The organism is Microvirga flocculans ATCC BAA-817 (assembly GCF_000518665.1).
Lineage (GTDB): Bacteria > Pseudomonadota > Alphaproteobacteria > Rhizobiales > Beijerinckiaceae > Microvirga > Microvirga flocculans.
Genome location: NZ_JAEA01000007.1, coordinates 80,453 through 105,825, shown reverse-complemented (window position 1 = coordinate 105,825; position 25,373 = coordinate 80,453). Strand labels below are relative to the sequence as shown.

The 25,373-nt window shown below is 62.9% G+C and carries 21 protein-coding genes; 13 read left to right on the top strand and 8 right to left on the bottom strand.

Going from position 1 to position 25,373, the window contains the following annotated elements; genetic code table 11:
- The 4 genes from fdnG to L879_RS21035 form a co-directional block, all read right to left on the bottom strand.
- Positions 1 to 3,084, bottom strand: coding sequence for a formate dehydrogenase-N subunit alpha (gene fdnG, locus L879_RS0108845; protein WP_154664150.1), 3,084 nt, complete (start codon positions 3,082 to 3,084; stop codon positions 1 to 3).
- Between the two features lie 143 nt (positions 3,085 to 3,227).
- Positions 3,228 to 4,118: a DMT family transporter gene (locus L879_RS0108835; RefSeq protein ID WP_035459131.1), complete on the bottom strand. Its 891-nt coding sequence runs from the start codon at positions 4,116 to 4,118 to the stop codon at positions 3,228 to 3,230.
- A gap of 6 nt (positions 4,119 to 4,124) precedes the next feature.
- The gene (locus L879_RS0108830; RefSeq protein WP_027315785.1) at positions 4,125 to 6,521 is read right to left on the bottom strand and encodes a PIG-L family deacetylase; all 2,397 of its coding nucleotides are present in this window, start codon (positions 6,519 to 6,521) and stop codon (positions 4,125 to 4,127) included.
- The gene (locus L879_RS21035; protein WP_035459128.1) at positions 6,511 to 7,764 is read right to left on the bottom strand and encodes an ROK family transcriptional regulator; all 1,254 of its coding nucleotides are present in this window, start codon (positions 7,762 to 7,764) and stop codon (positions 6,511 to 6,513) included. The genes L879_RS0108830 and L879_RS21035 overlap by 11 nt, the downstream gene beginning before the upstream one ends.
- A gap of 155 nt (positions 7,765 to 7,919) precedes the next feature.
- Here L879_RS21035 and L879_RS0108820 point away from each other — a divergent pair, with 155 nt between their 5' ends.
- The 6 genes from L879_RS0108820 to L879_RS0108795 are packed head-to-tail and all read left to right on the top strand — an operon-like array spanning position 7,920 to position 14,464.
- On the top strand, positions 7,920 to 9,185 hold the full coding sequence (locus tag L879_RS0108820) for a sugar ABC transporter substrate-binding protein (protein ID WP_438268098.1): 1,266 nt from the start codon (positions 7,920 to 7,922) through the stop codon (positions 9,183 to 9,185).
- Between the two features lie 24 nt (positions 9,186 to 9,209).
- Positions 9,210 to 10,136 (top strand): carbohydrate ABC transporter permease, encoded by a 927-nt coding sequence (locus L879_RS0108815; RefSeq protein ID WP_027315783.1) that lies wholly within the window; start codon positions 9,210 to 9,212, stop codon positions 10,134 to 10,136.
- The gene (locus tag L879_RS0108810; protein ID WP_027315782.1) at positions 10,136 to 10,987 is read left to right on the top strand and encodes a carbohydrate ABC transporter permease; all 852 of its coding nucleotides are present in this window, start codon (positions 10,136 to 10,138) and stop codon (positions 10,985 to 10,987) included. Before L879_RS0108815 ends, L879_RS0108810 begins: the two co-directional genes overlap by 1 nt.
- 5 nt (positions 10,988 to 10,992) lie before the next feature.
- Positions 10,993 to 12,501: an argininosuccinate lyase gene (gene argH / locus L879_RS0108805; RefSeq protein WP_027315781.1), complete on the top strand. Its 1,509-nt coding sequence runs from the start codon at positions 10,993 to 10,995 to the stop codon at positions 12,499 to 12,501.
- Positions 12,501 to 13,571, top strand: a complete 1,071-nt coding sequence (locus L879_RS0108800) for an ABC transporter ATP-binding protein (protein WP_027315780.1) — start codon at positions 12,501 to 12,503, stop codon at positions 13,569 to 13,571. The genes argH and L879_RS0108800 overlap by 1 nt, the downstream gene beginning before the upstream one ends.
- Positions 13,568 to 14,464 carry a carbohydrate kinase family protein gene (locus tag L879_RS0108795; protein WP_027315779.1) on the top strand — a complete coding sequence of 299 codons (897 nt, stop codon included), beginning with the start codon at positions 13,568 to 13,570 and terminating at the stop codon, positions 14,462 to 14,464. The genes L879_RS0108800 and L879_RS0108795 overlap by 4 nt, the downstream gene beginning before the upstream one ends.
- Positions 14,465 to 14,517: 53 nt before the next feature.
- On the opposite strand, the gene L879_RS23965 is transcribed toward L879_RS0108795, so the two are convergent.
- From L879_RS23965 to L879_RS0108775, 4 genes are all read right to left on the bottom strand, one after another.
- Positions 14,518 to 15,111: a nucleotidyltransferase family protein gene (locus L879_RS23965; protein ID WP_027315778.1), complete on the bottom strand. Its 594-nt coding sequence runs from the start codon at positions 15,109 to 15,111 to the stop codon at positions 14,518 to 14,520.
- On the bottom strand, positions 15,108 to 16,127 hold the full coding sequence (locus L879_RS23960; RefSeq protein WP_027315777.1) for a molybdopterin-binding protein: 1,020 nt from the start codon (positions 16,125 to 16,127) through the stop codon (positions 15,108 to 15,110). Before L879_RS23960 ends, L879_RS23965 begins: the two co-directional genes overlap by 4 nt.
- Positions 16,124 to 16,816, bottom strand: a complete 693-nt coding sequence (locus L879_RS0108780; RefSeq protein WP_027315776.1) for an XdhC family protein — start codon at positions 16,814 to 16,816, stop codon at positions 16,124 to 16,126. Before L879_RS0108780 ends, L879_RS23960 begins: the two co-directional genes overlap by 4 nt.
- A gap of 63 nt (positions 16,817 to 16,879) precedes the next feature.
- Positions 16,880 to 17,203 carry an XdhC family protein gene (locus tag L879_RS0108775; protein ID WP_027315775.1) on the bottom strand — a complete coding sequence of 108 codons (324 nt, stop codon included), beginning with the start codon at positions 17,201 to 17,203 and terminating at the stop codon, positions 16,880 to 16,882.
- A 213-nt stretch (positions 17,204 to 17,416) separates the two neighbouring features.
- Between L879_RS0108775 and L879_RS0108770 the strand changes: the two genes are divergently transcribed.
- From L879_RS0108770 to L879_RS0108740, 7 genes are all read left to right on the top strand, one after another.
- Positions 17,417 to 17,878 (top strand): SRPBCC family protein, encoded by a 462-nt coding sequence (locus tag L879_RS0108770; protein ID WP_027315774.1) that lies wholly within the window; start codon positions 17,417 to 17,419, stop codon positions 17,876 to 17,878.
- 174 nt (positions 17,879 to 18,052) lie between these two features.
- Positions 18,053 to 18,547, top strand: coding sequence for a (2Fe-2S)-binding protein (locus L879_RS0108765; protein ID WP_027315773.1), 495 nt, complete (start codon positions 18,053 to 18,055; stop codon positions 18,545 to 18,547).
- Positions 18,548 to 18,697: 150 nt separating this feature from the next.
- Positions 18,698 to 21,061, top strand: a complete 2,364-nt coding sequence (locus L879_RS0108760; protein WP_027315772.1) for a xanthine dehydrogenase family protein molybdopterin-binding subunit — start codon at positions 18,698 to 18,700, stop codon at positions 21,059 to 21,061.
- Between the two features lie 12 nt (positions 21,062 to 21,073).
- Complete coding sequence (locus L879_RS0108755; protein WP_027315771.1) at positions 21,074 to 21,880, top strand: FAD binding domain-containing protein; 807 nt, start codon at positions 21,074 to 21,076, stop codon at positions 21,878 to 21,880.
- Positions 21,881 to 21,991: 111 nt separating this feature from the next.
- A complete protein-coding gene (locus L879_RS0108750) occupies positions 21,992 to 22,906 on the top strand; it encodes an AAA family ATPase (RefSeq protein WP_027315770.1) in 915 nt (304 codons plus the stop codon).
- Positions 22,903 to 24,120 carry a vWA domain-containing protein gene (locus tag L879_RS0108745; RefSeq protein WP_027315769.1) on the top strand — a complete coding sequence of 406 codons (1,218 nt, stop codon included), beginning with the start codon at positions 22,903 to 22,905 and terminating at the stop codon, positions 24,118 to 24,120. Before L879_RS0108750 ends, L879_RS0108745 begins: the two co-directional genes overlap by 4 nt.
- A 359-nt stretch (positions 24,121 to 24,479) precedes the next feature.
- Positions 24,480 to 25,298, top strand: a complete 819-nt coding sequence (locus tag L879_RS0108740; RefSeq protein WP_027315768.1) for a pseudouridine synthase — start codon at positions 24,480 to 24,482, stop codon at positions 25,296 to 25,298.
- Positions 25,299 to 25,373 lie beyond the last annotated feature (75 nt).

The following is a 25,373-nucleotide window of genomic DNA, read 5'->3' as shown; positions in this document are numbered from 1 at the left end:
TCAAACCGTCGCCGGAGCCGTCGTGGGCTCGATATTGACCAGGAACGCCTTGTATTCGGGCGTCTCGATATTGGCGTCTCCGACGAAGGGCGTGAGGGAGTTCGGCCCCCAGCCCTTCCGGGCCTGGCCCGTGAAGCCCCAGTGGAGCGGAATGCCCACCACGTGGACGGGCTTGCCGTCACAGATGAGAGGCTTGATGCGCTTCGTCACCACGGCCTTGGCCTTCACCTCGCCGCGTTTGGACCACACCCGCACCCAGGAGCCGTGCGCGATTCCTTTCTCCGCCGCGAGCTGTTCGGAGATCTCCACGAAGAATTCCGGCTGAAGCGTCGCATTCACGCGGTTGTGCTTGGTCCAGTAATGGAAATGCTCGGTCAGCCGGTAGGAGGTCGCCGCATAGGGGAACTCCTCGGAAGTCGCGAATTGCGGCACATCGCTCTGGAAGATGCGCGCCACCGGGTTGCCCCGGATCTTCGGCGCGATGACGTTGGCGATGGGGGCCTCGAACGGTTCGTAATGAACCGGGAACGGTCCGTCCCGCATGAGCCCCCGGGCGAAGAGGCGCGACACGCCCTCCTGGTTCATGATGAAGGGGCCGACCACATCGGGCTTTGCATTGGGCGCGATGTCCGGAACGTCATAGCCGGACCACTTCGTCCCATCCCAGGCGATGAGCTTGCGCGTCGGATCCCACGGATTGCCCTGCAGGTCCGCCGAGGCGCGGTTGTAGAGGATGCGCCTGTTGAGCGGCCACGCGAAGGTCCAGTTGAGATAGGCGCCCGTGTCGTCCGGATCGGAATTGTCCCGGCGCGCCATGTTGTTGCCGGCCTCGTTGAAGCAGCCGGAATAGATCCAGCAGCCGCAGGCCGTGGTGCCGTCATCGCGCAGGACGGAGAAGTTGACGACCTGCTTGCCCTTCTCCAGCACGACCTTCGTGGGGTCGGCAGGATCATAGAGGGTCTCGACCGCATAGCCGTTGATCTCCTTCGCCAGCTCCTCCGGAGACGGCTCACCGGGATCCTTGTAGTTCCAGGTGAGGTTCAGAATCGGATCGGGGAAGGCCCCGCCCTCTTTCTCATAAAGCGCGCGCAGGCGGCGATGGATCTGCGCCATGATCCAGGTATCGTGCTTCGCCTCGCCGGGAGGCGTCCCGCCTGCCCAGTGCCATTGCAGCCAGCGTCCGGAATTGGTGAGCGATCCGTCATCTTCAGCGAAACAGGTGGAAGGAAGCTGGATTACCTCCGTCTGGATCGAGGCGGAGTTCACATTGTTGTACTCGCCATGGTTCTCCCAGAACCGGGACGTTTCCGTCTCGAGGGGATCCATGGTCACGAGCCATTTCAGCTTGGACAGGGATTCCGTGATCTTCTGGCGGTTCGGGAAGGCCAGAAGCGGGTTGAAGCCCTGGCAGAAATAGCCGTTCACCTTTCCCTGATGCATCATCTCGAAGGTGCGCAGCACATCGTAGGCCGGCACGTCGAGCTTGGGCAGGAAATTGTAGGCGAAGTCGTTTTCCGCCGTCGCCGCCCCGCCCCACATGGCTTTCTGGAAGCTCACGAAGAACTTCTTGTAGTTCTGCCAGTAGCTGGTCTGGTTCGGCCGCAGCGGCTTGAACGCCCGGCTCGACATGTAGGTCGCGAGATCCGTTTCCCGTTCGACCGGAATGTTCAGGTATCCAGGCAGGAGATTCGACATCAGGCCGACGTCGGTCAATCCCTGGATGTTCGAATGCCCGCGCAGGGCATTCATGCCGCCGCCGCGCACGCCGATATTGCCGAGGATGAGCTGCAGCATCGCCATGGAGCGGATATTCTGCGATCCCTTGGAATGCTGCGTCCACCCCAGCGCATACATGGACGTCATGGTCTTCGTCGGCGAGGAGCACTCCGCGATCATCTGCGCAACCTTCAGGAACTTGTCCTTCGGCGTGCCGCAGATGCGCTCGACCATCTCTGGCGTATAGGCCGCCACGTGAGCCTTGAGCAGGTTCCAGACGCAACGCGGATTCTGAAGCGTTTCGTCGACGACCGCGAATCCGTCCGGACCGATCTCGTATTCCCAGGTCGAGCGGTCGTAATCGCGCTTGTTTTCGTCATAGCCCGTGAACAGGCCGTCCTTGTAGGCGAAGCCGTCCTTGACGACATAGGCCGCGTTGGTGAACGCCTTCACATACTGCCACTGCACCTTGTCGTTCTGGATGCAGTAATTGATCACGCCGAGCAGGAACGCGATATCGGTCCCCTGCCGGATGGGCGCATAGAAATCGGATACCGATGCCGAGCGCGTATAGCGCGGATCGACGACGATGAGCTTGGCGCCGCGATTGGCCTTCGCCTCGGTCACCCACTTGAAACCGCACGGATGCGCCTCGGCGGCATTGCCGCCCATGATGATGACGAGATCCGTGTTACGGATATCCGTCCAAGAGTTGGTCATCGCGCCACGACCGAAAGTTGGGCCCAGACTGGACACCGTGGGGCCGTGTCAAACGCGCGCCTGATTATCGAATGCGACGATTCCTGTGCTGCGAACGACCTTGTAGGTCAAATAGGCGGTCTCGTTCGTGGTCGCCGAGGCGGCGAGGAAGCCGACCGTCGTCCACCGGTTGACCGGAACGCCCGCCGCGTTCGCGGCAATGAAGTTGGCGTCGCGATCGTCCTTCATCAACCGGGCGATGCGATCGAGCGCCTGATCCCACGAGACCCGCTCGAACTTGTCCGATCCGGGCTTGCGGATCATGGGATATTTCAGCCGAGTTTCGGCCTTCACGAAATCCTTGAGCGCCGCACCTTTCGGACACAGCGTTCCGCGGTTGGTCGGATGGTCCGCGTCGCCTTCGATGTGGAGGATCTCGGCCGTTTCGCCCTTCCGAAGGTCGCCCTTCGAATACATGATGATGCCGCAGGCGACGGAGCAGTACGGGCAGGTATTGCGCGTCTCCATCGTGTTCGCCAGCTTGAAGGGCCTGATCGCCGCGGCGTGCGCCGCCTCAAGTTCTGCGAACCCGAAGGCTCCAATAGTGGTCCCTGCAACACCCACGCCGGCAGCTTTGAGAAAGCCGCGTCGTGAGAGTTCCACATTCATGGTAACCCTCCCTCTGGTTTTGCACTGCAGCAACTTATCTCTTTAAAATAGAGTAGTTTCGATCATTTCCAGTGTCAAACAACCCGATTATTGGCAATTGCCGACCAGGCGCGCTGCAGACCCGAGCTTGCGCCCGGGCTCCATCACCGGCTTTTGAACCACCGTTCGGCCGGCGTCGCGAGGATCGTTGTCATGACGACGATGGCGGCGCCGATGCACAGGCCGAGCGACGGCACCTCCCCGAAGAAAAGCCAGCCTGCGGTGCCCGAGAAAACGATCGACAGATAGCCGATGGGAGCCAGAAGGCGTGCCTCCTGTTTCTGATAAGCCTGGAGCCAGCAATATTGCCCCAGCTGGGCAAGAACGCCGACGAGGATGATGTTCGGCGCCTCGGACCAGGGGATCGGAACCCAGGCGATGGCCGCGGGAACGGCTGTCAGAACGGTCAGCCCGACCGTGTAGAACAGCATCAGCACCACTGTGTCCTCGCCGGCGAGACGCCTCGTCTGCACCACCGCCAGCGCCCCGAAGAAGACGGACCCGAAAGCTGCCAGGATTCCCATGTTCCACGGAATCGCATCGGGCCGAATCATCATGACGATCCCGAGGAAGCCGAGTACCGTGAAGGCATAGCGGATTCGGCTGATTCTTTCCCCGAGCAGAATCGTCGCCATCGCCAGCAGCACGAGCGGCCGGGTGAAGCCGATGGCCGTCACCGATGCGAGCGGAAGCGCCGCGAAAGCCGCGAAGTTGAGCGTCAGCGCCGCGGAGTTGAACGCGACGCGGGCGAGGTGGCCGCGAATGTTGGAAAGGTCCGTCAACTTACTGCGGTGACGCCACACCAGCGGCGTCACTGAGAGGAATCCGATGAGCGAGCGTAGGAAGACGAGCTGGATGGCCGGATAGACCTGTCCTTCGGCCCTGACGATGGCCTGCATGATCGTGACCAGCGCCATGTCGAGCAGCAGCCATCCCACGCTGGTCCAGAGCGGAACGGGGGGTTGCGCCGGGCTGATATGAGGAGCGTCCGGCATGTCCTCTCAGGCCGGCTGGACCAGGTTCGCCAGGAGGCGGAAGGCTCCAGGAACGAGCTTGTCCAGCTGATGATGCAGCACGAGCGCGAGATGGGTATGACGCCCGCGCCCGATCCGCGCCGAAACGAGGGAGCCCTTGAGAGGCTTCTCTCCCGGATCGTTCAGGGCGAGCAGCTCGTCGTAGGCGGCATCGTAGTCCGATGCGAAGTAGAGTCCCCGCTCCTTGTCCCAGCCCTGCCAGTCCGCCTCTCCGATGCGGTTCGGGTAGGTCAGCAAGGGGCTGTCCGGCTGCAGAACCGTGACCGGCGCCGACGGATCCGTCACGCGCCAGCGAAGCGAGGGCGATCCGATGACGAGGCGGCGGGGAGGCGTGCGGTCAGGATCCCAACCGTCGGTGGGCCGGTGATAGAGTGTCACCAGATGCCCGCCCTCCTCGACGAAGCGATGCAGGCGCTCCGTCGCGGCCTGAAGATCGCGCCGCAATCCGAAGGCGAAAATTCCGACGACGAGGGTGGTGAATTCAGACAGAGCCCCCGCCTTCAGATCGGCCTCCCCGAGATCCGTGACATCGAGGCCGAGGCGGCGCATGTGGATGCCGACATTATCACTTCCGGCCCCGATATAGCCGATGCGCGCCCTGCTCGGAAGGAAGACATCGAGGGACAGGACCTTGAGTTCCGCAGGCGCGATAAAGGTTGCCGGTCGAATGTGAGGATAAGCGATGACCTCAACCCGGCTCGCAGGCCTGCCGTCCAGAAGGGGGACGAGCGTTGCAACACCGGCATCCATCCGTTGCGGCGGCTCGACGATCCAGTCCGCCCCATCCTTTCGGACGTTCCAGCCTTCCGGCACCTGCCACTCCGCCGGATCGCCCCCCGCGACCTGCACCCGAAGGCCGGCGGGTTTCTCTCCGCTCCGGACGAGGGCGACGGCGGGATCGAGCGTCAGCGAATGTGGCGGAGCGATCTTCAGAGGCTCCTCGGGGTCGAGATCGACACAGACCTCGCGGCCGCCGACCCGGCCCGAAACGCGAATGCCGGCCTCTCCGTTATTGCCCATGGAATCGAAGAATTCCGGATAATTGCCGGAGTGCGATGCCGAGGCCGGGATTGTCAGCGCAAAACGAACATGCCCCGGCTCCTTCACCGTCTCGACGGCTCCGATCCCGGCTGGAAGCCTTGGGGTAACCGTCACGTCGGAAAGGCCGGGCGCCGTGACGTGGACATCCAGTGACGCCTGCGCGCCCGGATGGCACGCGCCGCTGAAAGCGGCACGGAAGGTGCTTGCATTGGCCTCGAAGATGGCCGCATCGATCTCCCGCAGCTTGCGGTCGAGACGATGTCCCATCCGGTCGAGGATCTCCTGCCCCAGACCTTTCCTCACCTCTTCGATCAACTGCGCCGCGCGAACGAGCGCCGCGCTGATCCTCACACGGTCGGGAAAGGCTCCGATGGCTGCATAGATATGCTCCTGCGCTTCCCGCAGAGCGGCGGCATCCGCCTTCTCAAGTCCCGGCTCGGCTGCGAGCGCGGCCACGCTGGCGGGGAGCCGATCGCGAATGTCGTTCTCGATCCCGGCCTGGCCGCCGGCCAGCAGCTTCAGGTGGAGGCTCCACTGATCGATGCGCTTGTCGCGCCACACGCCCATGCCCTGGGACGCATGCGCCGCGCGCGACCATTCGCCGAGCTGACGGAAAGCCAGGCCGGTCACCTCGTCGCCTCCGGCCATCGCGACGCTCAACGTCGCGGGCGGCGGGGGCACCTCGTCGTCATAGGCATAGCCCGCACCCGACCAGGCCGGGAGATAGAGTTTCGACACCTGCCAGGGCCGGAGCCCCTCTCGAGCGTGCTCCGGAAAGGCGAAAGGATCGGCGGCGAGCGTCCATGCGGTCTCGGCGGCGCGGGTCATGGCGCGGTGATGACCGTGCTGCCCCGGCACGTCGAGGAAGGTGGGAATGACGATGTCCGGACGGTATTGCCGATAGGCGCGCACGAGCCGCTCGACGATGCGCTCTTCTCCCCAGCGGCGGAGCGTATCGTCCCCGTTCTTCGAGAAGCCGAAATCATGCACCGGGTCGTCCGGCCCGTGCCCGAGCCACGCCACATCGGCGTCGATGCGGCGCGCGGCCTCTTCCATTTCGGCGGTTCTGAGCACGCCGAGAGCCGCTCCCCGCTCCGGGCCGAGCGCATTCTGGCCGCCCTCACCTCGCGTGGAGCAAGCCACCACGATGCGCATTCCATGCGAAAAGCGGAGGGCCGCCAACATGCCATTGATTTCGTCGTCCGGATGCGCCCCCGTATTCATCACCGTGAGGACGGATCGCAGCCTGCTCAGGGCGCGATGGAGACGGACGAGAGCCGGTTGATGAACGGCGCGGGCGAGACGGCTGTGGTCATCCAGCAAAGGTGATCTCCTCGTTCGGTTGTTCGCGTTGGGCAGCCTGAGCGGTGTCGAGCCGGGGCGTCATCGCGTCGAGAAGCGGCAGGGCCGCAGCTCCGAGAGCAGCCGTGAGCCGGCCGGTGCGCCCGTGAATGAGCCGCGCTTCGCTTCGGTTCCTGCGGCGTGCAACGGACAAGGGCAACGGCTGCATGGCTTGGGTGAGATTCTCCAGAAGTCCTGGCGGAAGAGCGCCGCCGATCACGATCGCTTCGGGATCGAAGAGGTTTTCGAGCATGGCGATCTGAGGCGCGAGGTACGCGGCCGCCTCCTTGATCCAGGCCTCGACGACGGGATGCCTGTCACGGTGAAGCTGCTCCAAGCCCGGGTAGTCGACCCCGTGGATACCGGCCGCGGCCAGCCTTTCCGTCAAGGCATGGATAGAGGCATAGGCTTCGAGGCAACCATGCTGCCCGCACGAGCACCGCCGCCCGCCCTTCTCCACCAGCACATGGCCGATCTCGCCCGCGTTGCCATTGGCACCCCGATAGGGACGGCCGTCGATCATGATTCCCAGACCCAGCCCCTGCCCAAAGAAGATCAGGCAAAAATTCTTCAGGTCCTTGGCCGCACCGTGGAGGCGCTCCCCGACGGCGGCGGCGGTGGCATCGTTCTCGAGCGTGATGGGAGCATCCAGAATCCTCCCGATGCCGGCAACCGCGTCGAAATCCAGCCATCCCGAAAGCGTCGTCGGACCGACCGAGGTCATGCCCTCGACGTTGAAGGGCCCGGGCATCACCACGCCCACGCCGAGAAGCTGCGGCACCGGCGGCTTCAACTGGGCCTGAGCCAACTCGATCTCAGCCCTGATGACCGGAAGCACGGCTCCAGGATCGTTCCGCTGGATCGGCAGGGTCCGCTGGGCACGGACGCGGCCGCCGATATCCACGAGGAGTGTCGAGACATGGTCCGCCGCGATCTCGATTCCCGCCGTCATGCCGCCGTTCGGGTTCACGGCGAACTGAATCGGCGGCAAGCCGCGGCCGGCCCGCAGCCGCCCCGCCTTGATGAGCAGGCCGTCCTCCACGAGTTCCTCGACGATGTTCGAGACGGCCTGGGTGCTCAGATGGGCATGGCGCGAGATTTCCATCCGCCCGACGGGGCCGAGCTGCCGCACGACGTCCAGCACCACGCGACGGTTATGGGAGCGGTTGCGCTCCGGATTGCTTCCGATGGTCGATTGCGCCCCGGCTTTGGATTTTCTCGGCATCTCCGACACTCCGCAATGTTACGATGGCGCGGACAAAAGAATAACTCAAGTGAATTATCTTATTGACAGGTTGATGACTCTCGACGAGCCTTGAGGCCGGACGGTCCTTGCGAAGGCCGCACCAGAGAAGAAGTAGGGGCTTCGCGCCCAGCATAATGGAGAGGGATATGCGTTTTCGTCATCTGCTTGCGAGCGTCGCTTTAGGCTTCGCCACCCTTGCCGCATCCGGCGCCAAGGCCGTCGAGATCGAATACTGGCAGTATGTCTTCGACACCCGGGTCAAGGCGATGAACCAGCTCATCACCAAGTTCCAGGAGGCCAACCCGGACATCAAGGTCAAGCAGACCACTTTCCCTTACGCGGACTATCAGACCAAGGTGGCCGCCGCTATTCTGGCAGGCCAGGGACCGGACGTTGTGCAGCTGTTCTACGGCTGGACCGACAATTTCATCGCCGGCAAGATGATTCGCCCCCTGCGCGCCGAAGCGTTCCCGGCAGCCGATATCGAGCGTGACTTCTTCCCGATCGTTTCCGCAATGAAGCGCGGGAACGACTATTACGGCCTGCCGACGGCCGTTCGCTCCCTTGCGCTCTTCTATAACAAGAAGGTGTTCAAGGAGGCGGGCCTCGATCCCAACAATCCCCCCAAGACCCTTGACGAGCTCGTCGCCGCAGCCGAGAAGACCACCAAGCGCGACGGCAGCGGCAACATCGTCTCCGCCGGCATCACGCTCGACATGGGCGGGCAGGATCATCAATGGTGGCGCGAAGTGCTGGTCCGCCAGTTCGGTGGCGTGCCCTACACGGACAACGACACGAAAGTCGCCTATAACGATGAGGCGGGCCTGAAGGCGCTGACCTTCTACACGGACCTTCAGAAGAAGCATAAGGTCGGTCAGGCCGGCTTCATGGACGAAGGACAGGCCGCCTTCCGCGCCGGCCTTGCCGCCATGACCATCGACGGCACCTTCCGCCTCGGCTCGTTCAACACGATCAAGGGCTTCGAATGGGGCGTGACCGAGCTTCCTGCGAATGCCCAGGGCGTGCGCAGCAACTATGCCAGCTACTTCGCCAACGCGATCACCACGAAAGCCGAAGGCGAGAAGCTGGCCGCCGCAGAGAAATTCCTGGCCTACATCTCCTCTCCGGAAGCCATGAAGATCTGGCTGGAGGTCGTGGGCGAGCTGCCGGCGCGGCGCACTGCGGCTCTGACGCCTGAGAATATCGCTCATCCCGTCTACGGCCCGTTCCTCAAGGGACTGGAATACGCCCACACGACCCTGTTCAAGGACGAGGCCGCGCAGCGTCAGGGCGCTATCGACATGGTCAACCGCATCCTGATCGGCGGCGAGGATCCCAAGACCTCGCTCGCCAAGGCCGCCGAAGCCGAACAGGCCATCATCGACCGCGCCAAGCGCTAAGCTGCATCCGCGAGGATTGAACCGATGTCCGCTGTCGCACATCGAGAGGCCGCCACCGGCGGCCTCTGGTCAAGGATGAGCCTCGGCCAGAAACAGGTCATATGGGCGTGGGGCTTCCTCGCGGTTCCGCTTGTCTTTTATGCGGTGATCCGCTTCTGGCCGACCTTCCAGGCCTTCTACCTGTCGGTCACCGACTGGACGATTACCCGGCCCGCCTCCTACGTCGGGCTGGAGAACTACAAGAGGCTGTTTGCGGATCCCCTGTTCTGGGAGGTGTTCCGCAACACCTTCATGTATCTGATCCTCGGCACCCCGATCAGCCTGCTGATCTCCTTCGTCGTCGCTTATTACCTCGACCGGGTGCGTTTCATGCACTCGTTCATCCGCGCGCTGTACTTCCTGCCGTTTCTGACGACGGCAGCCGCGATGGCATGGGTGTGGCGCTGGTTCTACCAGCCGGTTCCCATCGGCGTGATCAACGACATTCTCGCCGGTCTCGGCATCCCGCAGCAACCCTTCCTGCGCTCGACTTCGCAGGCGCTTCCGGCCGTGCTGGCGCCGGCAGTCTGGGCAGGCCTCGGTTTCCAGATCATCATCTTCCTCGCGGGCCTGCGGGCGATCCCCGTCACCTATTACGAGGCCGCACGCATCGACGGACTTTCGGAAGGTGCGATCCTACGAAAGATCACCATTCCGCTGCTCAAGCCGACGCTGGTCTTCCTGGTCGTGTTCTCGTCGATCGGGTTCCTGCGAATCTTCGATCAGGTCTACAACATCAACTCGAACGATCCCGGCGGCCCCCTGAATTCGACGAAGCCTCTCGTCCTGATGATCTATCAGACGGCTTTCAGCTCCTATGAGATGGGATATGCCGCCGCGCAGACGGTCGTCCTGTTCATGATCCTGCTCGTCATCTCCCTCGTTCAACTGCGCCTCATGAGAGACCGCTGATGAGTGCTGCCGCAACCTCCCCTGGCCTTCCCATGTCGCGGATCAAGCCCGGACGGATCGTCGCCTGGACGTTCCTGTTCATCGGAGGCGTCATCATGGTGACGCCTCTCCTCTTCATGCTGTCGACATCCCTCAAGGACGCCTCCCAGGTCTACGATCTGCGCGTGATCCCGCAAGCGCCGACGCTCGACAACTATATCGAGATCCTGGGGGACGGACGTTTCACGCGATGGTTCGTCAACTCGGTCATCGTCGCGGTAATCGTGACGATCTCGAACGTCTTCTTCGACAGCCTCGTCGGCTACACACTGGCGAAGTTCCGGTTTCGGGGACGCTACATCGTCTTCATCGCGATCTTGTCGACTCTGATGATCCCCACGGAGATGCTGGTTCTGCCGTGGTACCTGATGGCCAGCCAGTTCGGGTGGCTGGACAGCTACTGGGGCATCATGTTCCCCGGCATGATGACGGCTTTCGGAACCTTCCTGATGAAGCAATTCTTCGAAAGCGTGCCGGACGACTTCCTGGAAGCCGCCAGGATCGACGGCCTGAACGAGTTCACCATCTGGTGGAAGATCGCCATGCCACTCGTGACCCCGGCCCTGTCGGCGCTAGCGATCTTCACGTTCCTCGGCAACTGGACAGCGTTCTTCTGGCCCCTCATCGTGACCACGAGCGCAGAGCTCTACACCCTGCCTGTCGGCCTCTCCAGCTTCGCGGTGGAGCAGTCGATCCAATGGGAGAAGATCATGACGGGCGCGAGCATCGCAACCCTGCCGACCCTCATCATCTTCCTGTTCCTCCAACGCTACATCGTCCGAGGCGTGATGCTGGCCGGACTTAAAGGCTGAAGCCGATGACCGCAGGCCCTTTCAACGATACCTCCGTCTTCCCGGACCCGGTCTACAAGGAGACCGTCCTGCGCCCGCTCTTCGATGGCGCGAAGGACCATCATGTGGACGGGTTCCGGCTGATCGACCGAGCCCATCTCGTGATGCTCCACGAGACCGGCATTCTGACCATCGAGCAGGCGCGACCCATCGCACAGGCTCTCGAGGCCATCGACCGCGAGATCGACGTCAGCACGCTCACCTATACCGGCGAAGTCGAGGATTTCTTCTTCCTCATCGAGAAGCAGTTGCGCACCCGCCTGGGTCCCGATCTGGCCGGTCGCCTGCACACGGCGCGCTCCCGAAACGACATCGACCACACCCTGTTCAAGCTCGGCCTCAAGCACCGGATCGATCCGCTCCTGGAGCGCCTGACGCGGCTCGCCGAGACCCTGGCTTCCGTCGCGGAGCGGGAGAGCAACACCCTCATCGTCGCCTACACCCATGGACAGCCGGCGCAGCCCACCGTCTTCGGCCATTATCTCTGTGCCGTTCTGGAAACCCTGCTGCGCGATATCGCCCGTCTTGAATCGGCCCGCGACATCGTCGACCGCTGCCCGATGGGTGCTGCTGCCATCACCACGAGCGGATTTCCCATCGACCGGGAGATGATGGCCCGCCTCCTCGGCTTCAGCCGCCCCTTGCAGAATTCCTATGGCTGCATCGCATCCATCGACTACATCACCTCGACCTATTCTGCGATCGAGCTGATCTTCCTGCATCTCGGCCGCTTCATTCAGGACCTGCAATTCTGGACGAGCTTCGAGGTCGGCCAGATCTATGTTCCGAACGCGTTCGTGCAGATCAGCTCGATCATGCCGCAGAAGCGCAATCCCGTTCCCATCGAGCATATGCGGCATCTGGCTTCGCAAACCGTCGGGCGCGCGCAGGCCATGCTCACGATCATGCACAACACGCCGTTCACCGACATGAACGACAGCGAGGGCGAAAGCCAGGGATTCGGCTATGGCGCCTTCGAGAGCGGCGGGCGTGTCCTCGACCTGCTTGCGGCCCTCGTCCCCGCCCTGAGGATCAATCCCGACAGGGTTCGCCAGAATATCCGCCGCAGCTGCATCACAGTCACCGAGCTCGCGGACAGCCTGGTGCGCCGCGAAGGCCTGTCCTTCCGCGAAGCGCATGAGATCGCAGCCGAGGTTTCTCGCGCCGTGGTCGCAATCGGCGGCGATATCGCCGCCGACGGCTACGAGGCCTTCCAGGAGGCTTTCGAGCGCTGCACGAAGCGCAAAACGGCTATCGACAAGGCTCTCTTCGCGGATATCGTCTCGCCGGAAACCTTCGTCGCCGTTCGCGACCGCTTCGGTGGGCCGGCCCCGGCCACACTGTCCAGGGCGATCGCGGGATACAACCAGGAAATTTCCGGCATCCGCAGCCGCATGCAGGAGACGCAGCGCCGCACCGATGCCGCCCTGCAGGATCTCAAGACCCGTTTCACCGCACTTCTCGGAGCACGTTAATGGCGACCATCGAACTCGATCGCCTCGTCAAGCGCTATGGACAAACGACCGTGGTCCACGGAATCGATCTGTCGATCCAGGATGGCGAGTTCGTCGTTCTGGTCGGCCCATCGGGATGCGGCAAGTCGACGACCCTGCGTATGATCGCAGGGCTTGAGGAGATCAGCGGCGGCGAGATCCGCATCGCCAACCGCGTCGTCAACGACCTGCAGCCGAAGGACCGGAACATCGCCATGGTGTTCCAGAACTACGCCATCTATCCCCACATGACGGTGGCCGAGAACATCGCTTTCGGCCTCTACCGCTCCACGCTCTCGAAGAGCGAGAAGCGCCAGCGCGTCGAACAGGCCGCCGAGACGCTCGGCCTATCGCATCTCCTGGAGCGCCGCCCCTCGGCCCTGTCGGGCGGCCAGCGCCAGCGCGTCGCCATCGGACGCGCCATGGTCCGCGATCCCGCCGCGTTCCTGTTCGACGAACCCCTCTCCAACCTCGATGCCCAGCTGCGCACTCAGATGCGCATCGAGATCAAGCGTCTCCATCATCGCCTCGGCACCACCTCGGTCTTCGTGACGCACGATCAGGTGGAAGCCATGACCATGGCCGACAGGATCGTGGTGATGCGCGACGGCCACATCCTCCAGGTCGGCACCCCCCTGGAGCTTTACGAAAAGCCTGTCGACGTCTTCACGGCGCGCTTCATCGGAAGCCCGACCATGAACCTGTTGCCGGCCACTCTCAAAGAGGGCGGAGCCGAGCTGTCGACCGGCGGTCTTATCCGTGTTTCGCCTCCCTCGGCCCCGCGCGCGGACGTTCTTATCGGAGCACGCCCGCAGGACCTCGTGCCCTCGTCGCCGGATACGCCGGGCCTGACCGTGTCCGGAAATGTCGTGGTCGTTGAGACCCTGGGTTCCGAGACGCTCGTCCATATCGAGAATGCAGGACAGACCATCATCGGCTCTGCGCCCGGACGGCAGATCCCGAAGGTCGGCGAGCATCTGACGCTCCATGCGCCACTCGATAGGCTCTATTGCTTCGACAAGTCGACCGAGAAGGCACTGGCCATCCGATGACAGAAACGCCTATCGGCCGGAACAAGGTCCTGTGCCTTGGCCGGACATATTGCGACATCATCTTCACGGGACTGCAGCACATGCCGCAGCTCGGCCGGGAGCGATTTGCGGACGACGTGACGATCACGGCGGGCGGCGGTGCCTATATCACGGCGGCCCATCTTGCCGCGCTCGGCCGGTCTTCGGCTCTCCTCACGCGTCTGGGCAATGACCCCCTGTCGCGCAGCCTGGACCCCGAACTTGGAGCCAGCGGTATCGATCTTTCCTTCGTGGAGCGATCGGACGACGCCGGGCCGCAGCCGACGGTCGCCCTCGTAAAGGATGGCGAACGCGCTTTCGTTTCACGCCGCGCAGGCGGATCGCGGCCCCTCACCCTCGAGCGGGCTCTCTCGGCCGATGACATCGCTCATCTGCACATCGCGGAATTTGCCACCCTCAAGGACAGCCCGGATGCGATCGCTCTGGCCAAGAGCCGAGGGCTGACGGTTTCGCTCGATCCGAGCTGGGACGATCAGCTGATCCACCAAGGCGCGGACTTCTTCGCGCTTTGCCGCGGCGTCGATATCTTCCTCCCCAATGTGGAGGAAGGCAAAGCCCTGACCGGCGCGGATAGGCCGGAAGACATCCTGCAGAGGCTGCAGGAGCACTTTCCTCTCGTCGTCCTGAAGCGCGGCCCGTCCGGCGCCATGGCGTCGCGCGGCTCGTCCTGCGTCTCGGCAGAAGCGCTCCCCGTCACTGTTGTGGATACGACAGGAGCAGGCGACGCGTTCAATGCAGGCTTTCTGCACGCGTGGCTCCAGGCCGCAGATCTCGAGCGAAGCCTGGCCGCCGGCATCGAAGCGGGCACGCTGTCCGTCCAGTCGGCAGGAGGAGCCCCGGTCCGTTCCTCCTGACGGATCCCCGCCGGATCGCAACCCGGCGAGTGCTGTTTCCGGCCGGTTCGCGTTCACGAGGACTGCTGATGCTTGCTCAGCTCGTCCCGCGTATCGATATCCTGAACGATTGCGGAATCCGTCGTCGGCCATTCCAGGACGTCCGGCCTTCCACGGAGAATCGGACCCGCACCGGCATCTCCGGACAGTCCTTCGATCACGGCCTGGAGTTCGCGCGCGATGATGACAGGATTGCCGCGCTGCCCTTTGAAGGTAGGGACGAGCGCCGGCGGCTCTCCCTTTTCCCGCCAGCCGGCGACGAGAGCGTCGATGAGACCGGCCGTCACGAACGGCATGTCCCCGAGGAGGATGACGGCAGCGCGCGTCGTAGCCGGAAGAGCGGCGAACCCGGCCTTCAGCGATGTCGACATCCCTTGCGCGAACCGAGCGTTATGAATCATCTCGACAGGGAGGCCTTGCAGCGCGGCCGCGACTTCGCCGGATCGATGCCCAGTCACCACGATGACCGGATCGACGGATGAACCGACGGCAGCTTCTGCGGCATGTCGCACCAGAGCCTTGCCGCTCAGCGGGGTCAGCAGCTTCGGCTCTTCACCGAACCGCGTGCCGCGTCCGGCGGCGAGAAGAATGGCTGCGACATCGCTCATTCCTCATCCTCGCTCTCGCCGCCTCCACGTGGTTGCGGCCGTGACACGATCTCCATGAGAAGTCCGCCGACCCCGAGGGACATGATATCGGCGCGCGTAACAGGCAGATCGGCCAGAAGACGATGCAGGATCCAATCGAAACCGTTCTCCCTTGGCGACCGGGCGCAGCCCGGAGCACCGATAACAGGCTTGCCTGCGATGGAGCCGAGAAGAAGCAGGTTGCCCGGATCGACCGGCATGCCGAAATGCTCGACCCTTCCCCCAGCGCTTTCAATGGCGGAAGGAATGACGTCGCGACGATCGGCGATGGCCGACGCGCCGAAAACAATGATGAGCTGCGCATCGCTCGACGCCCGCGCAGCAAGCTCCTGCGCCAAGGCTGCCGTGTCATGAGGCACGCGGCGCTCCCATACGATGCTTGCATTCGCGGGCTGGAGTCGCTTGGCGAGCACTGCAACGGTCTTATCGACCACCCCCGGCTTGAGCCCAGGAAGCATCGTCGAGATGACGCCGACCGAGCGGCGGCCATAGGGAGCGACGCGCAAAGCATCCCTGCCAATTCTCGATAGGCCCTTTTGCACGAGAGCCTCCGGGATGGCGTAGGGAATGATCTTCACGGTACCGACCATTTCTCCTGCGACGACGGGTTTGTAAGCCAGCAAGGTGGCGGTCGTCATGGCTTCGTCGATGGCGTTGAAGCCGTCAATCGCATCGGCATCGACGACGAGCACGCCCGAGGTCTTCGCATAAAGGTTGGACCGACCTGTAAAGGGCGCTTCCACCCTCACGTTTTCACCCGCGAGCGCCTGAGCAAGGCGTGCGGCGGCCTCATCCTCGCCCATGTCACCGGGCTCCAGCCGTGCCGAGATGATCGTCTCGACACCGGCTTTCTTCAGTTGACGCGCGATATCCGGCGAGACGAGCGTTCCTTTTTTAACGACCATCTCTCCGGCCCGCACACTGTGAGCAGCCAAGGCTCCGATGGCCTCATCGACCGGAACGGCACCGAACTTCACGCCGAGCGCCTCCGCTCCTTGCGCAGGGCCGAGACGATTTCGGCCAGAATGGAAACGGCGATCTCCGCCGGAGAGACGGCTCCGATGTCGAGCCCGATCGGCGCATGGATACGGGCGATGTCCTGTTCGGAAAAACCGGCAGCGGTCAGGCGTTGGATCCGGCGCTCATGGGTTTTGCGCGAGCCGAGCGCACCGATATAGAAGCATGGCGACCGCAAGGCCGCAGCCAGAGCGGGATCGTCGATCTTGGGATCGTGCGTGAGCGTTGCGACAGCCGTGTACCGATCAATCTTGATCTCCGGCAGGACGGTGTCGGGCCATTCGGCCAGCACCGGTACATCCGGGAAGCGTTCAGGGGTCGCGAAGGCCGTGCGCGGATCGATGATCGTGACGTCGAGATCCACCCCCTTGGCCATGGGAGCCAATGCCTGGCTGATATGCACGGCTCCAACGATCACAAGCCGAACCGGCGGGGTCTGCACGGCCAGGAAGAACTGGCGGCCATCCTGTTCGACGAGGGCGCTCTTGCCCTGGCGCAGGCGCTCCTGCAGTTCCAAGGCCAGAGGATCGCTGTCCACCTCGTCGTCCAGAACGAGGCGCTGCTCGCCCGAAGCGGTGTCGGTCACCAGCACGGCCGCCCGCCGGGCGGCTCTCTGCGCATTGAGATCGGCCAGGAGGCTCAGGCGCATAGGGCGCTCTCGCTTTCCATCCGGACGCGGAGACGCGAAAGGGACATGCAGGAGGCAACCATGCTAATCCACACGCTCCACATAGATCCTGATCCGGCCGCCGCAGGACAGACCGACCTGCCACGCGGTCTCGTCGGCGACACCGAACTCGAGGACACGCGGGTTGCCATCGGCAATGACGTCGAGAGCCTCCGTGATGACGGCGCCTTCGACACAGCCGCCGGAAACGGATCCCAAGAAATTCGTGTCCTGGTCGATGACCAGATGGCTTCCGACAGGGCGAGGCGCCGAACCCCAGGTCTCGATTACGGTCGCGACCGCAACGCCCCTGCCCTCGCGCCGCCAGGCTTCCGCGGCTTGCAGGATATCCGTATCGGTCGACAGCATGAGACGTCCCGCCGAATGTGCATTCCATGCGGATACTGCCATCACCGCCCCTCGGACCGCAACCGGAATGCGAGAAGCCCCCCCTGAACCGCCTCCGATGATCCCGCGCCGCACCAAATCCGGAGTGCGACGCAACAACGCTTGGCAGGTGACGCATTGCCCGATTTGCTCATACTCTGTCCTGAAGGCTCGCAGATACGAGGAGAGCGAAACATGGCGATGACGATGCAGGGTGAAGTCACGCTTCCCGCCGACCGGGCGACGGTATGGGCAGCCCTCAACGATCCGGAGGTTCTGAAGGCGTCCATTCCCGGCTGCCAGGAACTGAACAAGATCGGCGACACGGAATTCCAGGCCACGGCCAAGGTCTCCGTCGGCCCCGTCAAGGCGACCTTCAAAGGCGGCGTGACCCTTGCCGATCTCGACCCGCCCAACGGCTACACCATCAGCGGCGAAGGACAGGGCGGGATCGCCGGCTGGGCCAAGGGGGGAGCGAAGGTTCGCCTGGAGGAGATCGAGGGCGGCACCAAGCTGGTCTACGATGTCGAAGCCAATGTGGGCGGAAAGATTGCCCAGCTCGGTGGCCGGCTGATCAACGGCGTAGCCAAGAAATACGCGGACGAGTTCTTTGCGAATTTCGCCAAGATTCTCTCCCCCGCGGAGACCGCCGCATAGCAGAAACCCGGAGATATTCCTGCCGGTTCTCCGATACTTGACCGCTCAGTCGGGGCGGTTCACACTTGCCGTCGACCGGCCGCATTCATGCGACCGTCCAATAAGAATACCTGCCGGTGCCTGAGACCACCTGAAGGTTGGCCTGGTTGCCGGCATTTGAGGAGGATAGCACGCATGACCACCGTCTCCCTGACGGTGAACGGTCAATCCGTCACCGCAGACGTCGATCCCCGTACCCTGCTCGTTCAGTTCCTGCGCGACAATCTGAGGCTTACCGGAACCCATGTGGGCTGCGACACCAGCCAGTGCGGCGCCTGCGTCGTTCATCTGAACGGGCAAGCCGTGAAATCCTGCACGGTCCTCGCGGTTCAGGCCGATGCCGGCACCGTCACCACCATCGAAGGCCTTTCCCAAGGCGGCGACCTCCACCCGATGCAGGCCGCCTTCCGTGAACACCATGGCCTGCAATGCGGCTACTGCACGCCGGGCATGATCATGTCAGCCGTCGATATCGTGAACCGTAAAGGGCACTCCCTCGACGAGGAAACCATTCGCGCCGAGCTGGAAGGCAACCTGTGCCGTTGCACGGGTTATCACAACATCGTCAAGGCCGTTGCAGCCGGAGCCCAGGCCATGGGCCAGACACCTCTGCCGCAGGCGGCAGAGTAAGGCAGGCCGATACGCTCGTCCAAGGCACGACGCGCCTCCCGAACAGGTGCAAGCTGCAGGCGAGCCTCGGAACAGGGGCCTTCTCCAAAGCCCTCTTCGAGGTTCCTGCGTCTCTCCACGGTGAGGCCAACGAAGACAAGGGAGAAGATCATGAGCGCAACAGGGATCGGCGCGCCGGTACGCCGGAAGGAAGATCAGCGTTTCGTCACCGGGCAGGGACGCTATGTCGACGATTTCAACCGGCCTGGCCAGGCTTACGCATACTTCCTCCGCTCGCCGCACGCTCATGCGGCCATACGGTCCATCGATGTCAGTCAGGCCAAGGCCATGCCGGGCGTTCTCGCCGTTTTCACGGGAGACGATCTCGCGGCAGACAGGATCGGGGGCCTCATCTGCGGCTGGATGATCCATTCCAAGGACGGCACGCCCATGAAGGCCGGGCCGCATCCGGCTCTCGCCCAGGGCAAGGTGCGTTATGTGGGCGATCACGTCGCGGTCGTGATCGCGGAAACTCTCGCACAGGCCAAGGATGCGGCGGAAGCCATCGCGGTCGATTACGACGTGCTCCCGGCGGTCGTGGATACGGCCCAGGCCACAAAAGCCTCGGTTCAGGTGCACGACGTCTCGCCGGACAACACAGTGTTCAACTGGCATCTCGGCAACAAGGACGAAACGGATGCCGCCTTCGCCCGCGCGAAGCACGTGACGAAGATCGACCTGATCAACAACCGTCTGGTGCCGAACCCGATCGAACCCCGCGCGGCTTTGGGCGAGTATGATCCCGGAACCGACAACTACACGCTCTACACGACGAGCCAGAATCCCCATGTGGCGCGCCTCGTTCTGTCGGCCTTCATCGGTGTCGCGCCCGAGCACAAGCTGCGCGTCATCGCCCCCGACGTGGGTGGCGGCTTCGGTTCCAAGATCTTCATCTATGCCGAGGAGACGGTTTGCGTCTGGGCCGCGAAGAAGGTCAAGCGGCCCGTGAAATGGACGTCGGACCGCTCGGAAGCCTTCCTGTCCGATGCGCATGGGCGCGACCACGTCACTCATGCGGAAATGGCGACCGACGAGAACGGAAAAATCATCGGCCTGAAGGTGCACACCATCGCCAATCTCGGCGCCTATCTTTCCACCTTCTCCTCATCCGTGCCGACCTATCTCTACGCCCCGCTCCTTTCGGGGCAATACGATATCCCGGCGATCTATTGCGAGGTGGACGGCGTCTATACCAACACCGCGCCCGTCGATGCCTATCGCGGTGCAGGGCGGCCCGAGGCCACTTTTGTGATCGAGCGGCTTGTCGAGAAGACGGCGCGCGAGCTCGGCCAGGACCCGGCGGAGTTCCGCAGGAAGAACTACATCACGCAGTTCCCGCATGCGACACCCGTCATCATGACCTACGACACGGGCGATTATGCCGCCTCCCTCGACAAGGCGCTGGAACTCGCCGACTACAGGAACTTCCAGGCGAGAAAGCAGGACAGCGCCCGCCGCGGAAAGCTGCGGGGCATCGGCTTCTCGAGCTACATCGAAGCCTGCGGCATCGCGCCATCTCAGGCCGTCGGGTCCCTCGGCGCAGGCGTGGGCCTTTGGGAATCCGCCGAGGTGCGGGTCAACCCGACCGGCTCCGTCGAGGTGCTCACGGGTTCGCACAGCCATGGCCAGGGCCACGAGACGACCTTCGCGCAGCTCGTCTCGGACCGGCTCGGCATTCCCATCGATCAGGTCAGCATCGTCCACGGCGACACCGACAAGGTGCAGTTCGGCATGGGCACCTATGGATCGCGCTCGGGAGCCGTGGGCATGTCGGCCATCGCCAAGGCTCTCGACAAGGTGATCGCCAAGGGCAAGAAGGTCGCCGCCCACGTTCTCGAAGCCTCCGAAGGCGATGTCGAGTTCAAGGACGGGCGTTTCGGCATCGCCGGGACGGATCGCTCGCTGGCCTTCGGCGAGGTCGCCCTGCAGGCTTACATCGCCCACAAGTTCTCCGGACAGGAACTGGAGCCCGGGCTGAAGGAGGGGGCGTTCTACGACCCCACCAACTTCACCTTCCCGGCCGGGGTCCATATCTGCGAGGTCGAAATCGATCCCGAAACCGGCGTAGCCAAGATCGAGCGGTGGACGGCCGTAGACGATTTCGGGGTGATCATCAATCCGATGATCGTCGAAGGCCAGGTTCATGGCGGCATCGCGCAGGGCGTCGGGCAAGCGCTTCTCGAAGGCGCCGTCTACGACCAGAACGGCCAGCTCGTGACGGCCAGCTTCAACGATTACTGCATGCCGCGCGCGATCGACCTGCCGTCGTTCCAAGTCGGCATGACGGTGACGCCCTGTCCCTCGAACCCGCTCGGAATCAAGGGCTGCGGCGAAGCGGGAGCCATCGCCGCCCCGCCCGCCGTCATCAACGCGATCACGGATGCGTTGGGCCATGAGGACATCGCCATGCCGGCAACGCCACAGGCGATCTGGCGCGCGGCGCAGAAAGCGCGCATGCCCATGGCGGCGGAATAAGGAGGGACAGGGATGTACGCTTTCGAATACCATCGCCCGGCAAGCGTCAAGCAAGCTGCCGATCTCGCCTCCCAGTTCGAGGACAGCAAGTTTCTTGCCGGGGGGCATACCTTGCTGCCCACAATGAAGCTGCGGCTCGCAGCCCCTGCCAATCTGGTCGATCTCGGCCAGATTGCAGAGCTTCGCGGGATCGAGCGCTCCGGCAGTACCGTCACCATCGGCGCCATGATGAAGCATGCGGAGGTCGCAAACTCGGGCGACATACGCTCTTCCATTCCGGCACTGGCAGAAATGGCGGAGCTCATCGGCGATCCTCATGTGCGCAATCGCGGCACCATCGGGGGCTCGATCGCCAACAACGACCCGTCTGCGGATTACCCGGCTGCCTGCCTCGCCTTGAATGCGACGATCGTCACCGACAGGCGGAAAATCGCAGCGGACGATTTCTTTCAAGGCATCTTCAGCACGGCTCTGGATGAGGGAGAGCTCATTACGCGGGTCGCCTTTCAAACTCCCAAGCAAGCCGCCTATGCGAAATTCCGGAACCCCGCCTCGCGCTACGCCCTTGTCGGCGTGTTCGTCGCCAGGCATGCGGACGGCGTGCGCGTGGCGGTGACCGGAGCAGGCTCCAATGGCGTGTTCCGCGTACCGGAGATGGAAGCGGCCCTGAACCTCAGCTTCACGCCGGAAGCGCTCGATGGCATTTCCGTGTCAACCGATGCGATGAACAGTGATATCCATGCGGATGCCGCCTATCGGGCACATCTGGTCGGCGTCATGGCTCGCAGGGCGGTTCAAGCCGCAGCCTCCCGCAGCTAAGGCTTCCATCGGTCTTGCCCTGGAACGCCACAGCTGCAAACCTGACGAAGGCGCTGAAGCATCCATGCCCGGGATTTCCCGGGCATGTCCTCTTGGGGAGCATTGAGACCCGTGGCTGAACAACCCGGCTCCATCGACGAAACGCTCGCTCTCCTGAAAGGCGCGGGCTATGTCGCAGACCGCCCGCTGGCGACGGTTCTGTTTCTCGCGCTGAAACTCGGACGACCGCTCTTCCTGGAAGGCGAAGCCGGCGTCGGCAAGACGGAAATCGCGAAGGTCCTGTCATCTGCCCTCGAACGCCGTCTGATCCGACTGCAATGCTACGAGGGCCTCGATATCACCTCCGCGGTCTACGAGTGGAACTACGCTGGACAGATGATGGCGATCAGGCTTGCCGAAGCTGGAGGGACGGTGGACCGGGATCTCCTGGAGAGCGACCTGTTCTCCGAGCGTTACCTCGTGAAGCGGCCCCTTCTGAAAGCACTCGAACCTGATACGTCAGGTCCTCCCGTTCTCCTGATCGACGAGCTCGACCGCACGGATGAGGCTTTCGAAGCCTTCCTTCTGGAGGTTCTTTCCGATTTCCAGGTTACGATTCCGGAACTCGGCACCGTCAAGGCTGAGCATCCGCCGATCGTCATCATTACGTCCAATCGCACGCGAGAGATCCATGACGCGCTCAAGCGGCGCTGCCTCTACCATTGGGTCGATTATCCAGACGCGGAGCGGGAACTCGCCATTCTCAGGAGCCGCGTGCCGCAGGCTCCCGAGCGACTGTCCCAGGAGATCGTCGCCTTCGTCCAGGCAATCCGCCAGGAAGACCTGTTCAAAGCCCCTGGCGTCGCCGAAACTCTCGACTGGGCTTCGGCGCTGGTGGAACTCGACGCCGTCGCGCTCGATCCGGAGCTGGTATCCGACACGCTTGGCGTTCTGCTGAAATACCAGGACGACATTCAAAAAATGCAAGGCAGCAGGGCCAAGGACATGCTCGACCGGGTCCAGGACGCCTTGAGGACAGCAGGTTGACCGCCGCTTTCTCTTCACAAGGCGAAGGCCATCTTGCTGACAACATTGCCTATTTTGCGCGCGCCCTTCGGCATGCCGGCCTTCCTGTTGGACCAGGCGCGATTCTGGATGCCATCGTGGCAGTCGAAGCTGCCGGCATCGGCACGCGCGAAGATTTTTACTGGACGCTCCACGCCGTCTTCGTGAAGCGTCACGAGCATACCATTCTCTTCGATCAAGCCTTCAGAATCTTCTGGCGACGCCGCGCGCTGATCGAAAAGCTCATCGCTCAAATGTCGCCGATAGCCCCTGGAAGGCAGGAAGACAAAAAGCCTCAGGCTGGCGCGCTGCGCGTTGCGGAAGCCTTGACGGCACACCGACAGGATGAGCCTAAACCGGTCGAGAAGACAGAATTCTCTGCGCGCCTCACCGTGTCCGATCGGGAGGTTCTGAAGGCGAAGGACTTCGCGCAGATGTCGGCCTCCGAAATCACGATCGCAAAACGTCTGATCGCCACCATGTCCTTGCCCGAAGACGAGGTGACGACGCGACGTTTCCTGCCGGACGCGAGAGGGCGACGGATCGACCCGCGCAGAACCTTTCGACGCTCACTGCGTGGAGGCGGTTCCATAATCGATCTCTCCTACCGCTCTCCTACCGTGAGGCATGCCCCGGTTGTGGCGCTGATCGATATCTCGGGGTCCATGGCGGAATACTCGCGACTATTCCTGCACTTCCTGCACGCGATCGCCGAAAAGAGGCGAAAGGTTCACTCCTTCGTCTTTGCAACACGCCTGACCAACATCAGTCGCGAACTGACGAGCCGCGATCCGGATGAGGCGCTCGCACGTGCGGCGAAGCGCGTTCAGGATTGGGAGGGTGGGACGCGCATTGCCCAAGCCCTGCACGACTTCAACCGCCATTGGTCGCGCCGGGTTCTCGGTCAGGGCGCCATCGTTCTGCTGTTCACGGATGGTCTCGAGCGTGAGGTAACGACAGATCTGACCTTCGAGATGGACCGTCTCAGACGCTCATGCCGCCACCTGATATGGCTAAATCCTCTCCTTCGCTTCGAGGCCTTCGAGGCTCGCGCCTCCGGTATCCGCGCGATGCTTCCTTATGTCGATGAGCTTCGCCCCATTCACAATCTGAGATCCATGGAAGAGCTCTGCCAAGCTTTGTCCGGAAAGTCTCTCAAGCCAAGCAATCCCCGCCATTGGCTCCGCGCGTCCTGATGAGCAGGATGAGTTAACGCCAAATGAATCTGCCAGTCGCACGCGGGACAGGCGATCCATTGTCCAGAAAACGCAGTCCGATGACTTCGAGAGGGTTGCATTGTCTATGCCAACACGACAAGAGATATGGATCGAAAGTCAATTTCTCAGGAGCGAGATAGATTGTCTGTAGTCCCCATGCCGGAACGAACCTTCATTGGCAAGGCCGTCAAGAAAGGCATTCTGAGTCGGGCGCGACAATCTTGGACGAAGCCAGGCTCGCCTATTAACCCGCAATGTCGAATTTCCTGATGAGCTTGAGCGACAAAGCCTGCAGCTTCCTATTGCACTTTTCGATCTAACTCAAAGACGATACCATTATGACCCATCCGCCTCGGGTGAGAGGCGTGAAAGGCGCGCGGCGCAATGACGGCGCTGTCGTGAGCCTTGCGCGCGCTTTGTCAAAACTCGGCTTCTGTTCCCGAACGCAAGCTGAAGCCCTGATTGCCGAAGGGCGCGTGCGTGTCGACGGTCACGTCGTCCGTCATGCGACGGTGCGCATCGATCCGCGTCGCGCTCGCATTGCCGTAGACGATCAACCGGTCGCGGCCGAGCGCAAAGTGTACCTGATGCTCAACAAGCCTCGCGGATTGGTGACGACACGCGACGATCCCCAACAGCGTGGAACGGTGTACGACTGTCTCACAGGGCTCGATTTGCCGTTCGTTTCGCCCGTCGGGCGCCTCGACAAGGCCAGCGAAGGCCTGTTGCTTCTTACCAACGACACCCGCTGGGCGCAGCGTATACTGGATCCCGCCTCCAATGTCGAAAAAGTCTACCATGTTCAGATCGACCGCATGGCTGACGATACCCTGTTCGACCGGCTTGAGACGGGCATGGTTCTCGAGGGTGAGCGTCTCGCCACGAAATCTGCAAGGTTGCTTCGAGCAGGAACCCACAATGCATGGCTTGAAGTGGTCCTGAGCGAAGGAAAGAACCGCCAGATCCGCCGTCTGCTTGCCGCGTGCGGTGCCGATGTCATGCGCCTTGTCAGGATCGAAGTCGGTGGGCTGCAGCTCGGCGATTTACCGAGGGGTGCGGTCAGGCTCCTGAGGCCCGAGGAAAAAGCGCTGCTGGATGTTCCTGACCGCCGGACCTCTCGTAATCGCCAAGCCGTTGAGCGCCAGAGAACCATATAGGGAATTCGAGGTAGGCACAGCGATGGAGAGTTTGGCGCAGATCGGTCGAGGGGCTGGCCCTACCTGGAGCGCAGA

Coding starts and splice junctions, on each gene's coding strand:
- L879_RS0108835 (WP_035459131.1), bottom strand. CDS start 4,118: ATGCCGGACGCTCCTCATATCAGCCCGGCGCAACCCCCCGTTCCGCTC.
- L879_RS21035 (WP_035459128.1), bottom strand. CDS start 7,764: ATGCCGAGAAAATCCAAAGCCGGGGCGCAATCGACCATCGGAAGCAAT.
- L879_RS0108820 (WP_438268098.1), top strand. CDS start 7,920: ATGGAGAGGGATATGCGTTTTCGTCATCTGCTTGCGAGCGTCGCTTTA.
- L879_RS0108815 (WP_027315783.1), top strand. CDS start 9,210: ATGTCCGCTGTCGCACATCGAGAGGCCGCCACCGGCGGCCTCTGGTCA.
- L879_RS0108810 (WP_027315782.1), top strand. CDS start 10,136: ATGAGTGCTGCCGCAACCTCCCCTGGCCTTCCCATGTCGCGGATCAAG.
- argH (WP_027315781.1), top strand. CDS start 10,993: ATGACCGCAGGCCCTTTCAACGATACCTCCGTCTTCCCGGACCCGGTC.
- L879_RS0108800 (WP_027315780.1), top strand. CDS start 12,501: ATGGCGACCATCGAACTCGATCGCCTCGTCAAGCGCTATGGACAAACG.
- L879_RS0108795 (WP_027315779.1), top strand. CDS start 13,568: ATGACAGAAACGCCTATCGGCCGGAACAAGGTCCTGTGCCTTGGCCGG.
- L879_RS23965 (WP_027315778.1), bottom strand. CDS start 15,111: ATGAGCGATGTCGCAGCCATTCTTCTCGCCGCCGGACGCGGCACGCGG.
- L879_RS0108780 (WP_027315776.1), bottom strand. CDS start 16,816: ATGCGCCTGAGCCTCCTGGCCGATCTCAATGCGCAGAGAGCCGCCCGG.
- L879_RS0108775 (WP_027315775.1), bottom strand. CDS start 17,203: ATGCTGTCGACCGATACGGATATCCTGCAAGCCGCGGAAGCCTGGCGG.
- L879_RS0108770 (WP_027315774.1), top strand. CDS start 17,417: ATGGCGATGACGATGCAGGGTGAAGTCACGCTTCCCGCCGACCGGGCG.
- L879_RS0108765 (WP_027315773.1), top strand. CDS start 18,053: ATGACCACCGTCTCCCTGACGGTGAACGGTCAATCCGTCACCGCAGAC.
- L879_RS0108760 (WP_027315772.1), top strand. CDS start 18,698: ATGAGCGCAACAGGGATCGGCGCGCCGGTACGCCGGAAGGAAGATCAG.
- L879_RS0108755 (WP_027315771.1), top strand. CDS start 21,074: ATGTACGCTTTCGAATACCATCGCCCGGCAAGCGTCAAGCAAGCTGCC.
- L879_RS0108740 (WP_027315768.1), top strand. CDS start 24,480: ATGACCCATCCGCCTCGGGTGAGAGGCGTGAAAGGCGCGCGGCGCAAT.